Annotated in this window: 10 protein-coding genes and 1 pseudogene; 9 read left to right on the forward strand and 2 right to left on the reverse strand. The window is 44.7% G+C overall.

Going from position 1 to position 13,489, the window contains the following annotated elements; all coding sequences use genetic code 11:
- Positions 1-299 precede the first annotated feature (299 nt).
- Complete coding sequence (locus AX677_RS01305) at positions 300-2,096, forward strand: serine hydrolase (protein ID WP_060975881.1); 1,797 nt, start codon at positions 300-302, stop codon at positions 2,094-2,096.
- Positions 2,081-2,962, forward strand: a complete 882-nt coding sequence (locus tag AX677_RS01310) for an alpha/beta fold hydrolase (RefSeq protein WP_060975882.1) — start codon at positions 2,081-2,083, stop codon at positions 2,960-2,962. The genes AX677_RS01305 and AX677_RS01310 overlap by 16 nt, the downstream gene beginning before the upstream one ends.
- Positions 2,963-3,062: 100 nt before the next feature.
- Here the strand turns inward: AX677_RS01310 and AX677_RS01315 are convergent.
- A pseudogene (locus AX677_RS01315) lies at positions 3,063-4,339 on the reverse strand (ISL3 family transposase).
- A 162-nt stretch (positions 4,340-4,501) separates the two neighbouring features.
- Positions 4,502-6,697 carry an LTA synthase family protein gene (locus AX677_RS01320; RefSeq protein ID WP_060975883.1) on the reverse strand — a complete coding sequence of 732 codons (2,196 nt, stop codon included), beginning with the start codon at positions 6,695-6,697 and terminating at the stop codon, positions 4,502-4,504.
- 250 nt (positions 6,698-6,947) lie between these two features.
- On the opposite strand from AX677_RS01320, the gene AX677_RS01325 reads away from it, so the two are divergent.
- From AX677_RS01325 to AX677_RS01355, 7 genes are all read left to right on the forward strand, one after another.
- Positions 6,948-8,111: a class I SAM-dependent rRNA methyltransferase gene (locus AX677_RS01325; protein WP_060975884.1), complete on the forward strand. Its 1,164-nt coding sequence runs from the start codon at positions 6,948-6,950 to the stop codon at positions 8,109-8,111.
- Positions 8,108-8,785, forward strand: coding sequence for a type I 3-dehydroquinate dehydratase (aroD, locus tag AX677_RS01330; protein WP_060975885.1), 678 nt, complete (start codon positions 8,108-8,110; stop codon positions 8,783-8,785). Before AX677_RS01325 ends, aroD begins: the two co-directional genes overlap by 4 nt.
- Entirely contained in the window at positions 8,775-9,629 is an 855-nt protein-coding gene (locus AX677_RS01335) for a shikimate dehydrogenase (protein WP_060975886.1), read from the forward strand. The genes aroD and AX677_RS01335 overlap by 11 nt, the downstream gene beginning before the upstream one ends.
- Positions 9,630-9,639: 10 nt before the next feature.
- Positions 9,640-10,707 (forward strand): 3-dehydroquinate synthase, encoded by a 1,068-nt coding sequence (aroB, locus tag AX677_RS01340; RefSeq protein WP_060975887.1) that lies wholly within the window; start codon positions 9,640-9,642, stop codon positions 10,705-10,707.
- A gap of 90 nt (positions 10,708-10,797) precedes the next feature.
- Complete coding sequence (gene aroC / locus AX677_RS01345) at positions 10,798-11,964, forward strand: chorismate synthase (RefSeq protein WP_060975888.1); 1,167 nt, start codon at positions 10,798-10,800, stop codon at positions 11,962-11,964.
- 16 nt (positions 11,965-11,980) lie between these two features.
- Complete coding sequence (locus AX677_RS01350) at positions 11,981-13,087, forward strand: prephenate dehydrogenase (RefSeq protein WP_060975889.1); 1,107 nt, start codon at positions 11,981-11,983, stop codon at positions 13,085-13,087.
- Positions 13,088-13,105: 18 nt separating this feature from the next.
- On the forward strand, positions 13,106-13,444 hold the full coding sequence (locus tag AX677_RS01355; protein ID WP_060975890.1) for a YlbF/YmcA family competence regulator: 339 nt from the start codon (positions 13,106-13,108) through the stop codon (positions 13,442-13,444).
- Positions 13,445-13,489 lie beyond the last annotated feature (45 nt).

Below are 13,489 nucleotides of genomic sequence, written 5' to 3' on the forward strand. Positions count from 1 at the left end.
GCTCTTTGTCAACCGTAGTAGGTTGATGAAAAGTTATAATCTGGAGAGGACTAAATCAGTCCTCTCCTTTTTGATATTCAAAGCGATGAGGATTCTAGTTTTAAAATTGTCAAAGTTCCGAAATCCAAAAGCATTTCGCTCATTCCTACAGCGGTTTTACCCACTACAGAAATTATAGAGCTACTTTTTCTACCACTTACTTAGGAAATCTTACCACTTACCGAAAAGGGGTAGATTTGCTATTGTCCATTTGTTAGGATAAGGGTGCAAAGGGGAAAATACATCTTAAGGAGGATATCATGAAACCATCATTTTTGAAAAGCGCTGTGGCGCTGGTAACATGTGGCTTGCTGGCTTTTGGAGCAGCGCAAGTTCGAGCTGACCAGCAAAAATTGCCGTCGGGCACGCCTTATGACCAAATCGGTCAGAAAATTGAAAATTTCCACAAGGAACACGAAAAAACCAGCGCGGGACTGGCGGCAGCAGTCTTTGATAAGGACGGCCAAACCATTTACCAAAAGAACTTTGGCTATATGGACAAGGAAAAGAAGCTGGCTGTGGACGACAACTCGGTTTTTGAGTGGGGCTCTGCCACCAAATTGACCGTCTGGCTCAGCGTCATGCAGCTTTGGGAAGAAGGAAAAATTGACCTAAAAACAGATATAAAAGAGTATTTGCCCAAGGATTTCCTGAAACACCTCAAATACGACAAGCCCATTACCATGCTGGATCTGATGAACCACCAAGCGGGTTTTGATGAAACGCCGCTGAACACAGGAACAGGCAAGAGCTTGGAAGAATTACTAAAAAGCCAGCCCGCTCAAACTTATGAGCCAGGGACGGTGACATCCTATTCCAATTACAGTACAGCTCTAGCAGGCTATATCGTGGAGCGCATCAGCGGACAGGACTTTGCGGATTATGTCCACGAGCATATTTTCCAGCCTTTGGGCATGAACCATACCGCTCTCTTACCTGATTTGTCGGACAATACCTATGTCCGAGACAAGCGGCAGGGTGAGAAAACCTATGATACAATCGGAAGTTTATATCTAGATAAATTGCTTCCCGCGGATATTTATCCAGCGGGGCAGGCGACAGGGACTTTTGCCGATTTCAAGCGGTTCGCGCAAGCTCTTTTGAGAAAGGAAAAGCTCTTTAAGCGCCCAGAAACCTGGAATGAACTGTATCAGACAACTTCTACATTCTCAGATAAAGCAGTCGCTAAGAATGCCCACGGCTTTTGGGTGACAGAGTATGAGATAGGCTCTATTTTAGGGCACGGCGGTCATTCTTTTGCCGGTTTTTCAACCATGATTTCGCTGGATTTCAAGTCGGGTATCGGCATGGTTACCATGGTAAATCAGAGAGAAGAAGCCACCTTTTCTTTCGGTCTGCCCGATTTAGTCTTTGGCAAGAAAAAGCAAGCCCCTAACCAGTCTCAAAAAGACTTTCAGGAGGGCATGTATCGGACTTCCCGCTCCATTCAGCAAGGCCCGACCTCTATTTCGCGCCTTACTCCTGTTTATACTTTTTATGTGAAAGATGTGATCAAAGACGGTCATCTGCTACTCAGCAACTACTGGCTTTGGCAACATCGCCAAGGACGAACAGAAGTTGAAACAACCTATAATCATTTAGAAAAGCTCTCGCTTTGGGAGGTGGTAAAGGATTATGGTTCTGTCGCTCTGCTGGGTCTCGCAGTTGTTTATGCTGTGCTTGTTCTTTTGTTAGCTGCTTTGGGTAAGGTGTATCGCTTGCTTTTTGGGAAAGAAAGTAAAAGAGCGACTCCAAGAAGTTGGAAAATTTGGCATTATGGCACTTGCGGACTGATTTTGGTTAGCCTAGTCAATCTAGCAGGTCTCGTCATCGTTGCCGTTTCGGGCAAGTACATGCCCGATTATCGCTGGCAAGCCATTCTCTTTGCCTTCTTAGCACTGATTTTTCTGGTCAATGCTGCGCTGCCCATCTTCCTGCGCTCAACCTTCCAAGTGAGCAAGGGTCGAAAAATCTTGACCTACTTGACCAGCAGCGCTTCACTTATCGTCGTTCTCAATATCCTCTACTGGAGCCTCTACCAATGGTGGGCACTTTAATAGAAAGGAAAGCTATGACCCATTCTCAAAAAATCGAAACAATGATTCAAAACGGATCCGACCAACTCTACACCGTTTGCTATCCCAATCCTGACAAGGAAACGATTATCCTGCTGCACGGTGGACCGGGAACGCCTGATGACTTCAAGCTCTTTATCCCTAAGCTCGAAAAAGATTATCAACTGATTGTCTTTCACCAGCGGGGAACGAGAAAATCGCCCTGCCTGAGTGGCGACTACAGCATGGAAGCCTACATTGCGGACATCAACACGATTGCCGACCACTTCAATGTAGATAAATTTCACCTTTTGGGACATTCCTGGGGCGGATTGTACGCGCAAATCTACGCCAGCAAAATCCCTGAGCGGGTTCTTAGTCTCTTTCTTTCCTCTCCGGGAACAGGCACGAGCAAGCAGTGGCAGCAAATGGAAAAAGAGATGATGAATTACAATAAAAATCACTGCACGACTATCGAATGGCTAAAAATGGAAATCTATTCTCTGCTCGGCAATCTTGGTAGTTCCAACGCTTCGCAAGCTCTCTTTCGCCAAGTTGTCCGTAATTACAATGCCGACTATCCAGCCTTTCATGATGTGAAACTAGACATGAGCAATGTTTCAGTCCAAGCAGGCAATCAGACAAGAAAGGAAATTATGGCCTATCCTCTCTTGCCCCGACTAGAAGATCCTGCTTTTCCTATTACCGTGACTTTCGGTGACAATGATATTTTTGGTGCTAGCATGCACTTTGTCATCAGCCGCTGTCCCAGCGCTCAGGTGTTCACCATTAAAAACAGCGGCCACTTCCCATTTCTCCACAATCCAGAAGACTACTTTGCTATCTTGCACCAGCATTTTCAACCTTAGCATGAACCTCTAAAGTTTTCCAACTTTAGAGGTTTTCACTTATCTGCAACTTATCCCTTTTTTTCGGGCTCTTTGTCAACTGTAGTGGGTTGATGAAAAGTTATAATCTGGAGAGGACTGATTTAGTCCTCTCCTTTTTGATATTCAAAGCGATGAGGATTCTAGTTTTAAAGTTTTCAAAGTTCCGAAATCCGAAAGCATTTCGCTTGATGACTTTGATGAGGTTGTTAGTAGCTTCTAGTTTTGCATTTGAGTAGGGCAGTTCCAGTGCGTTCAGGATCTTGTCCTTATCTTTCAAAAAGGTCTTAAAAACAGTTTGAAAAATAGAATTTACACAAGAAATGGTATCTTCAATGAGTCCAAAGAAATGGTCAGCCTGTTGCTCTTGAAAATGAAACAGTAAGAGTTGGTAGAGTTCATAGTGTTCTCGGAGTGCTTGAGAGTAAGAGAGAAGCTTTTCCAGAATCTCTTTGTTGGTCAAATGCAACCGAAAAGTTGGACGATAAAAGCGTTTATGACTTAGTTTTCGACTATCTTGTTGGAGCAGTTTCCAGTAGCGTTTGAGTGCCTTATATTTGTGCGATTTTTTATCCAACTGATTCATGATTTGGATGCGAAGGCGGTTCATAGCCCGGCTGAGATGTTGTACAATGTGAAAACGATCCAGAACGATTTTAGCGTTTGGAAATAGTTTTCTGGCAATATCGTAGTAGGGACTAAACATGTCCATGGTAATGACTTTCACTCCGTTTCGGACCTGTCTAGAATAACGAAGGAAATAATTGCGAATCGTTGCTTGGGTCCGTCCATCTAAGATAGCTATGATCTTTCTGGAATCAAAATCCTGTGCAATGAAGTTCATCTCTATCTGCCGATTGAAACAGTCACTTACCTGACTGTTTCCACATCCCAGCTCATGTATTCTGGAAGGTAGTTAAGGTCAGTCTTGAACTTGAATTCTTTCAATTTACGAATGACGGTGGAAGTAGAGACATCTAAGCTTTCAGCGATGGCCGTCATAGGGACTTTCTCGATTAGTTTTTGAGCGATTTTCTGCTTGACGATGGTTGCGATTTGGTGCTTCTTCTTGACTAAGGAAGTCTCTGCGACAGCCATTTTCCTACAGACTTTACAGCGGAAACGGCGCTTTCTCAATCGAACGAGAGTCTTGTAACCCGCACACTCTAAATAGGGAATTTTTGATTCTTTCTGGAAGTCATATTTAGCCATTTGTCCTTGACAGTGAGGGCATTCAGGAGCTAGATAATCTAGCTTAGCGATGATTTCTTTATGTGTACCAGCATCTAGAACATCCAAGATAGTGATATTCTGGTCTTTTATTCCCAATAAGTTTGTGATAAAATTTAACTGTTCCATAAGAGTCTTTCTAATGATAGTTTCATCGCTTTTCATTATAGGGCTTATGGGACTTTTTTCTACAACAAAAGAGGCTCCATCATTCCTACAGTGGTGTTACCCACTGCAGAAATTATAGAGCCTGAAGAGCCTTAAGTCCATTGGACTTAAGGCTCTTGCTATCTATGGATTGGCTGTGGAGCTAGAGCTGGAAGAGCTCGAGTCTTCTTGACTACTATCTTCGTCGCTGCTGCTAGTTTGGAACTGCTCTGGATGCAGTGCCCGGTAGCTTGGCGAATTAAAGAGGTCCACAGTGGAGACATTGCCTCGCTTAGAGTAAAGGCTGGTCGATTGGTCTCCTTTTTCTTTTTCAATAGCCAACAAGGCCTTCATTGAATTAAGATAAGAGTAATCTTTAGGGTTGACCTTGCCTAAGTCATTTCCCTTGTAGAAGCGAATCAAGTCGCCGGTCTGAATAGCGTCACTCATCTTCAGCTGAGTATTGGCGGCATTGCGAATCTCATCCAGTTCTTTCTTGATGGTTTCATCTGGATTGGTAATTTCTTCACCGGTCTGGGTGTAGTAGGTCCGTCCGTTGAAGCTAGTGTATTTTGGAGTGACAAAGTTATTGCTGGAGCGGAAAGCTGTGATTTGCTGGTGCTGACTTGATAGCATATCTTGGCCGACCTGAAGGTAGTTTTTAGAGTCAATGCCCAGCAAATGCTCCAATGTTGGCAGCATATCCACTTGACCGGCGTAGGTATCAATTATCTTTCCCTTGTCCATGCCAGGCACCACTACCATGTATGGCACGCGCTGCATCATGGCATTGTCGTAGTTGGACCAAGTCTCAGAAGTCTTGCCTACAAGAGGGGCCAAGTTAGGATTACGGGTTTGGGAAATTCCAAAATGGTCTCCATAGAGAACGATAATAGAGTTGTCATAGAGGCCGGATTCTTTGAGATAGTCAAACAAGGCCTTGACAGAAGAATCTAGATAGTTAGCAGTAGCAAAGTAACCGTTGATGGTCTCATCCTTGGTCTTGGCCAGAGGGAAGCCAATCTCGTCACCAATCAAGCTAGTCGTGTAAGGATAGTGATTGGAAACCGTGATATACTTGGCATAGAAAGGCTGCTGCAGGTGTTCCAGATATTTGATGGAATCTTTCAGCATAATCTTGTCGTTCAAACCATACTGGAAGGAGTTGGTATCGTCCTGCTTGGTAAAGTATGACGCATCGAAGAAATAGTTATAACCCCATTGCTTGTAAGCTGTATTACGGTTCCAGAAGCTTCCAGTGTTTCCGTGGAAAACAGCGGAAGTGTAGCCGCCGTTTTTGGAAAGAATAAAGGGTGCAGCTTGCTGGGTATTAGTACCACCGTAGTTGACCATGAAGGATCCTTGATTGAGACCGAAGAGTCCAGTTTCAATCATGGTTTCAGCATCAGAAGTCTTACCAGCCTTGACCTGGTTGAAGACATTAGAGAAAGCCAGAGTCGAATTGGAGTGGTAGAGGGAATTAAGGAAAGGTGTCACCTCGTACTCTTTCCCATCTGCCTGCAGCTTATAGTCAATCAGGAACTGCTGGAAGCTTTCCAGATGGACATAGATAACATTGCGGCCTTTGGCAATCCCGTAATATTCTGGATTTGGTTCCGCATAATGGGATTGGATATATTCTGTTACTGGTTCCAAGTCTTTTTCAGAAGCTTTGGAGCGCTCACGATTGGCGGTATATGTCTGGTTAGCACTGTAACCTAGAAAGGCTGGTAAGCCCAGAGCCCGAACGACATAATAGTTGGAAAATCCACGTGACAAGAGCTCAGGCCGGTCAATTTCAGCCAAGAATAAGTTGGCAGAGAACAGCATGGCAGACAGGGAGGTCACAGCAAAGCTGGCGCGTTTATTGAAAGGCCGGTCATCCATTCGGATGTATTTCTTAAAGAATAAGAAGGCCAAAATCGGGAAATCAATCAGATAAAGAATATCCCAAGGGCGGAAGAGCTCCAGTGCTGCTTCCCCAAGTCCAGCTGAAACGCTGCTAGAAGCCAGCATAGTATTGACTGTAACAAAGTCACTGAACTCGCGGTAGTAAATGGAGTTAGATACCAGCCAAGCAAAGAGGAGCAGATAGATGAAAAAGGCAAAAAAATAAAATAATTTTGTATTTTTAAAATAGAGGGCGAAACCAAGTAAGAGAAGAGCAATTGGAATTGGACTGATAATCGCTAAAAATACTTGATAGGCACCCTGAATATCAAGGTTAAAATCAATTGTATACGCCCACATGGTTTTTAACCAATAGAGGAACAATAAAATCAAGACAAAACCTAGTCTTGTACTCATAAAATGGAGTAAATTCTTGGTTGTTTTTTTCACAGAAAGTTACTTCCTTGTCTTATTTCCTAAAAATTTTCTCCTCTAAGTATAACATAATTTCTCTAGTTAAGGAAAATTTGAACAATATTTGAAAGATTTTAAATTTGAAAAATTGTAATTTTTCTGAACACCTACTATTCCTTATATGGTAGGCCTTCTAGGTATTATAAAATCATTTGTGAAATCTTTTGTTAACTCAAATGTAAAATATGCTTTGAGAATTTTCACAATCTTTGGTATAATATAATTTATGAATAAACTTACTGTTACTCAACAGGCAGAAGAAAAACTGAGAAAGGGCATTCTTTTATTAGATAAAAAGGATTTTGGCGCTCTCTCGCTTCAGAATCAATGTGTGGAGCTCCAAAACCGTCAGGGAAAGTTTTTAGGCACAGCTTATCTCTCTCCGCAGAATAAGGGAGTTGGCTGGCTGATTTCCCAGAAGAAAGTAGAGCTGAACTCGGATTTTTTTCAAGGCCTCTTTGAGCAGGCTAAGAGCAGACGTTCTACTTATTTCCATTCGTCTGACACGACAGCCTTTCGACTCTTTAATCAAGAAGGGGATGGCTTCGGGGGCTTCACAGTGGATTTCTACAATGATTTTGCGCTTTTTTCTTGGTACAATGACTTTGTTTTTGCTATCAAGGAGCGGATTCTGACAGCCTTCGCTAAGGTTTTCCCAGAGATTCAGGGAGCTTATGAAAAGATTCGTTTCAAGGGTTTGGACTATGAATCGGCCCATCTCTACGGAGCGGAAGCGCCGGAAACCTTCACAGTCTTGGAGAACGGTGTTCGCTATCAGGTTTTTCTGAATGACGGTCTCATGACCGGTATCTTTCTGGATCAGCACGATGTGCGTGCTAGTCTGGTAGATGGTCTGGCTGCTGGCAAAAGTTTACTCAATATGTTTTCCTATACAGCTGCTTTTTCAGTTGCAGCAGCCATGGGCGGTGCCAGTCAGACAATATCAGTTGATTTGGCTAAGCGTAGCCGTGAGCTGTCAGAGGCTCATTTTCTGGCCAATGGTCTGACACTGGATCAGCATCGCTTTCAGGTGATGGATGTCTTTGATTATTTCAAGTACGCTAAGCGTCACGATCTAAGTTTTGATGTCATTGTGATAGATCCGCCTAGCTTTGCTAGAAATAAGAAGCGGACATTCTCAGTTGCTAAAGATTATCATCGTTTGGTTGCACAAGCTTTGGAAATCCTGAATCCTCAGGGAATCATGATTTTAAGTACCAATGCAGCCAATCTTTCCAAAAGTAAGTTTAAACAAGAAATTGAAAAAGGCCTTGCCGGCAGAAAGCACCGCTATCTTGCGGAGTATGGCCTGCCAGCAGACTTTGTCTATAATAAAAAAGACGGGAGCAGTAATTACCTCAAGGTATTTACAATAAAGGTGGACCAATGAAATTAGTCGTTTCTGTAATGCCCAAGAGTTTAGAAGAAGCTCAAGAAATTGATGTGTCACGCTATGAAGATGCGGATATTATTGAATGGCGGGCAGATTTTCTGGCCAAGGATGACATTTTAAATGTTGCGCCAGCTATTTTTGAAAAATTTGCCGGACGTGAGTTGATTTTCACGCTACGGACCCGTCAGGAAGGCGGAGAAATCGAACTATCCGATGATGAATACGTAGCTCTCATCAAGGAAGTGGCTGGTTTTTACCAGCCGGATTATATCGACTTTGAATATTTCTCTCACAAGGGGAAATTTGAAGAAATGCTAGAGTTTCCTAATCTGGTGCTGAGCTACCATAACTTTGAGGAAACGCCTGAAAATATGATGGAAATCCTGTCTGAGCTGACTTCTCTGACTCCTAAGGTGGTCAAGGTTTCTGTCATGGCTCATAATGAGCAGGATGTGCTGGACTTGATGAACTATACTCGCGGTTTCAAGACTTTAAATCCTGAGCAGGATTTTGTCACTATTTCCATGGGAAAAGTCGGCAGGATTTCACGCATTGCGGCTGATTTGACAGGTTCCAGCTGGTCTTTTGCCAGTCAGGAGATAGCGTCAGCACCTGGTCAGATTTCTCTGAGCAATATGAAGAAAATCCAGGAGATTTTGAATGAAAATTAATGGCCACACCCGCATGGCTGCTGTGGTTGCCAAGCCAATTAAGCATAGTATTTCTCCTCTTATTCACAATATGGCTTTTGAAAAGACCGGTGTCAATGGTGTCTATCTAGCTTGGGAAGTAGAAGCAAAGGATCTGCAGGCAAGTATAGAAAATATCCGCAGATACGATATGTTTGGTGTCAATCTTTCCATGCCCTACAAGCAGGAAGTGATACCTTATCTGGACGAGCTGGATGTCAGTTCCCGCCTTATCGGAGCGGTCAATACGGTTGTGAATAAAAATGGAATTTTAGTTGGTTATAACACAGATGGCAAGGGATTTTTTAAGAGCTTGCCTTCTTTTGCTATTCGGGGCAAAAAAATGACGATTTTGGGGGCAGGTGGAGCAGCGACAGCGATTATTGCTCAAGCAGCTTTGGACAATGCAGAGGAAATTTTTGTTTTCACTCGACAGGCTTCCTATGAGAAGATTGTCAGAAAGATAGCAGCTATTAGCCGCCAAACCAAGAGTTCTATCCAGGTACTAACCTTGGAAGATGCGGATAGCTTGCAGGATACAATCAACCAATCAAACCTTCTGGTCAATGGGACCAGTCTAGGCATGGATGGCATCAGCATGCCCCTGCCTGAACAGCTTGAGCTGCCCAGCCAGATTATAGTTGCGGATGTTATCTACCAACCTTTTGAAACGCCCTTTCTCAAATGGGCCAGAAATCAAAATGTCACAACAATCAATGGACTTGGTATGCTGCTTTATCAAGGAGCAGAAGCCTTTGAGCTTTGGACTGGTAAAACCATGCCCAGTCAGGAAATTTGGCAGTGTTTAGAAGAATTGTATAAATAAGGAGGCGCTTATGAAACTGAATGTGAATCTCCCGCATCATCTCTATGATATTCTCATCGAAAAGGGGTCTTTATCTCAGGCTGGAAGATGGCTGAGTCAGCTTTGGCAGCCTCAAAAGGTAGTCATCGTCACGGACAATCGAGTGGCTAGACTCTATGCGGAAAAGGTCAAGCTGAGTTTGGAAGCGGCTGGGTTTGAGACCTATGTCTTTGACTTTTTGGAGGGCGAAGCCAGCAAGAACTTAAAGACGGTCAACAAGGTTTATGAGTTTTTGGTCAAGGTTGGTCTGACCCGCAGCGATGGTATCGTGGCCTTGGGTGGCGGAGTTGTCGGCGATTTGGCAGGCTTTGCCGCTTCAACCTACATGCGGGGTGTGCATTTTGTGCAGATTCCAACCAGTCTGACAGCCCAAGTGGACTCCTCTATCGGTGGTAAGACTGGTGTCAATACACCTTGGGCCAAGAATATGGTCGGCACCTTTACCCAGCCTGACGGAGTTCTGATTGACCCTCAAGTCTTGCAGACTTTAGGCCAGCGTGAACTGATTGAAGGCATGGGCGAGGTGGTCAAGTACGGCTTGATTGAAGATAAGGAACTCTGGGATGAGCTGTCAGAAATGGATGGCAGTCCAGAGTCAATTTTGGAGCATGCCGAAAGCATCATTTACCATTCCTGTGATGTCAAGCGTAAGATTGTGGTCGAGGACGAGCTGGATAATGGTGTTCGCCTTTACCTGAACTTCGGCCATACTATTGGGCACGCTATTGAAGCGACAGCGGGCTATGGAAAAGTCATGCACGGTGAAGCTGTAGCCATTGGCATGGTACAAGTTTCCCGCATCGCTGAAAAGCAAGGCCTTATGCCAGCTGGGATTACAGAAGACATCATCCATATGTGTCAGAAGTTTGGCTTGCCGGTGGATTACCAGCCTTGGAATGAAGTTGCTCTCTATCAGGCACTGACCCATGATAAGAAGGCTAGAGGCAACTCTATCAAGCTAGTACTGGTGCCTGAGTTGGGTTCGGCTAGTATTCACCAGATTCCGCTGGAAGAGATGAAAGAATTTCTGAAGAAATAAGTGCCAGATGGAGTTTAAGACGATTGGACAGTTTAGATGAAAAATAGACAGAATGTCCAGTTCTTTCCATCTCAGAATAGGAGAAAATGTATGAGATACTTAACAGCAGGAGAATCGCACGGACCACGTCTGACAGCTATTATTGAGGGAGTGCCGGCTGGTCTCCCTTTGACCGCTGATTATATTAATGCTGAGCTCAAGCGTCGTCAGGGTGGGTACGGTCGTGGTGCCCGCATGAAGATTGAAAGCGACCAAGTCGAGATTACGTCTGGGGTTCGTCATGGCTTGACCATGGGCGGCCCGATTACCCTCAATGTCACGAATCTGGATCATCAGAAGTGGCTGGAGATTATGAGCGCGGCAGATGTGGATGAAAAGAAAAAAGGGCTGCGCAAGATTACCAAACCACGCCCTGGCCATGCGGACTTGGTTGGTGGTATGAAATACCGCTTTGACGATTTGCGAAATTCCCTTGAGCGCTCTTCTGCGCGTGAAACGACTATGCGTGTGGCAGTCGGAGCAGTAGCCAAGCGTTTGCTGGAAGAAATCGGTGTGGAGGTAGCCAGCCATATCGTAACCTTTGGTGGCATTGATATTGATGTACCGAATAATCTAACTGTAGCAGAGATCAAAGAAAGAGCTGCCCAGTCAGAGGTTTCCATTGTCAATCCCGAGCGCGAAGAAGAAATCAAGGCCTACATTGATCAAATTAAGAAAGACGGGGATACCATCGGTGGTGTCATTGAGACTGTCGTTGGTGGTGTGCCGATTGGTCTTGGCTCCTATGTCCAATGGGACAAGAAGCTGGATGCCAAAATTGCTCAGGGAGTCGTGTCCATCAACGCTTTTAAGGGAGTCGAGTTTGGCGTGGGCTTTGAAGCTGGCCGTCTCAAGGGCAGTCAAGTCATGGATGAAATCCTCTGGTCTGAGGAAGATGGCTTCACTCGCAGAACCAATAATCTAGGCGGCTTTGAGGGTGGTATGACCAATGGTCAGCCAATCGTGGTGCGCGGGGTTATGAAGCCTATTCCAACCCTTTACAAGCCACTGATGAGCGTGGATATTGAGACCCACGAGCCTTATAAGGCGACAGTGGAGCGGAGCGATCCGACGGCTCTGCCAGCGGCGGGTGTTGTCATGGAAAGCGTGGTGGCAACAGTTTTAGCCACCGAAGTCTTGGAGAAGTTTTCTTCGGACAATCTGGAAGAACTAAAGGATGCAGTAGCCCGCCATCGGGAATTTGTCAAGAACTTTTAGAAGTAAGGAGAAGGGCATGGAGAGAAAAACAGTCTATATCGCAGGTCTGGGACTGATTGGAGCATCCTTGGCTCTGGGCATCAGGCGAGCTCATCCTGAGATTGAGATTCTTGGCTATAATCGAAGTGAAGAATCAAGACAGGTTGCCCTGGAGCGGGGAATGGTAGACCGGGTAACGGATGATTTTGCGGCCTTTGCTCCATTGGCTGATGTGATTATTCTGGCTGTGCCCATCAAGCAGACCATAGCATTTATCAAAGATCTAGCGGAGTTGGACCTGAAGGAAAATGTTATCATCTCAGATGCTGGATCGACCAAGGCTGAGATTGTGGCAGCTGCAGAAAAGTATCTGCAGAATAAGCCCGTCCGCTTTGTCGGAGCTCACCCGATGGCCGGAAGTCACAAGACTGGAGCCAAGGCAGCCCATGTCACCCTCTTTGAAAATGCCTATTATATTTTCACGCCCTCTAGCCTGACCAAGCCTGGTACGCTTGAGGAAATGAAAGACTTGCTAAGTGGTCTTCATGCCCGCTTTATCCAGGTGGATGCAGCTGAGCATGACCGAGTGACCAGTCAAATCAGCCATTTTCCGCATATCCTAGCCTCCAGCCTGATGGAGCAAGCGGCAGCTTATAGCCAAGAGCACGAGCTGACCCAATCTTTTGCAGCCGGTGGTTTTCGAGATATGACACGGATTGCGGAGAGCGAGCCTGGTATGTGGACCTCTATTCTCTTGACAAATCCTCAAGCTATCTTGGAGCGGCTGGAAGATTTTAAAAACCAGTTAGACAAGGTTGCCGCAGCGATTGAGGCTAAGGACGAGACAGCTATCTGGGAGTTTTTCGACCGAGGACGACAAAGCCGCAAGCAGATGGAAATTCATAAACGTGCCGGTGTGGACAGCTTTTATGACCTCTTTATTGAAGTGCCTGACGAAGAAGATGCGATTTTGGGCATTCTGGAGCTTCTGCGCGGAATTTCAGTTGTCAATATTCGTATCAACGAGGAAAACCGAGAAGATATAAATGGTATTCTGCAAATCACCTTTAAAAATCACCAAGATTTGGAAAAATCTGCTAAAATAGTAAGAGAAAATACGGATTACCTAGTGTCCGTAGACTAATATAGATTGGAGAACTCTATGTCAAATATTTATGATTTAGCCAATGAACTGAGCAGAAATCTGCGTGAGTTGCCTGAGTACAAGGCAGTTGCAGAAAGCAAGAAAGCAGTAGATGCTGATAGCGAAGCGAAGGCTATTTTTACAGATTATCTGGCTTTCCAGCAGGAGTTGCAACAGCTGGCTCATACTGGTCAGGTACCGACTCAGGAGGTACAGGATAAGATGACTTCCTTTGGTGAGAAGATTCAGGGCAATGCTGTTCTTTCTGAATTCTTCAATAAGCAGCAGCAACTGTCCATCTATTTAGCGGACATTGAGCGTATTATCTTTGATCCGGTGCAGGATTTGCTTAAGTAAGCTAATAAAAAAGAGGAATCTGGGCTGAATACCCGGATTCTTTTT

Origin of the sequence: Streptococcus sp. CCH8-C6 (assembly GCF_001557225.1) — a bacterium.
Classification (GTDB): domain Bacteria; phylum Bacillota; class Bacilli; order Lactobacillales; family Streptococcaceae; genus Streptococcus; species Streptococcus sanguinis_C.

Coding starts and splice junctions, on each gene's coding strand:
- AX677_RS01325 (WP_060975884.1), top strand. CDS start 6,948: ATGAATAAACTTACTGTTACTCAACAGGCAGAAGAAAAACTGAGAAAG.
- AX677_RS01305 (WP_060975881.1), top strand. CDS start 300: ATGAAACCATCATTTTTGAAAAGCGCTGTGGCGCTGGTAACATGTGGC.
- AX677_RS01310 (WP_060975882.1), top strand. CDS start 2,081: ATGGTGGGCACTTTAATAGAAAGGAAAGCTATGACCCATTCTCAAAAA.
- aroB (WP_060975887.1), top strand. CDS start 9,640: ATGAAACTGAATGTGAATCTCCCGCATCATCTCTATGATATTCTCATC.
- aroC (WP_060975888.1), top strand. CDS start 10,798: ATGAGATACTTAACAGCAGGAGAATCGCACGGACCACGTCTGACAGCT.
- AX677_RS01335 (WP_060975886.1), top strand. CDS start 8,775: ATGAAAATTAATGGCCACACCCGCATGGCTGCTGTGGTTGCCAAGCCA.
- AX677_RS01350 (WP_060975889.1), top strand. CDS start 11,981: ATGGAGAGAAAAACAGTCTATATCGCAGGTCTGGGACTGATTGGAGCA.
- AX677_RS01355 (WP_060975890.1), top strand. CDS start 13,106: ATGTCAAATATTTATGATTTAGCCAATGAACTGAGCAGAAATCTGCGT.
- aroD (WP_060975885.1), top strand. CDS start 8,108: ATGAAATTAGTCGTTTCTGTAATGCCCAAGAGTTTAGAAGAAGCTCAA.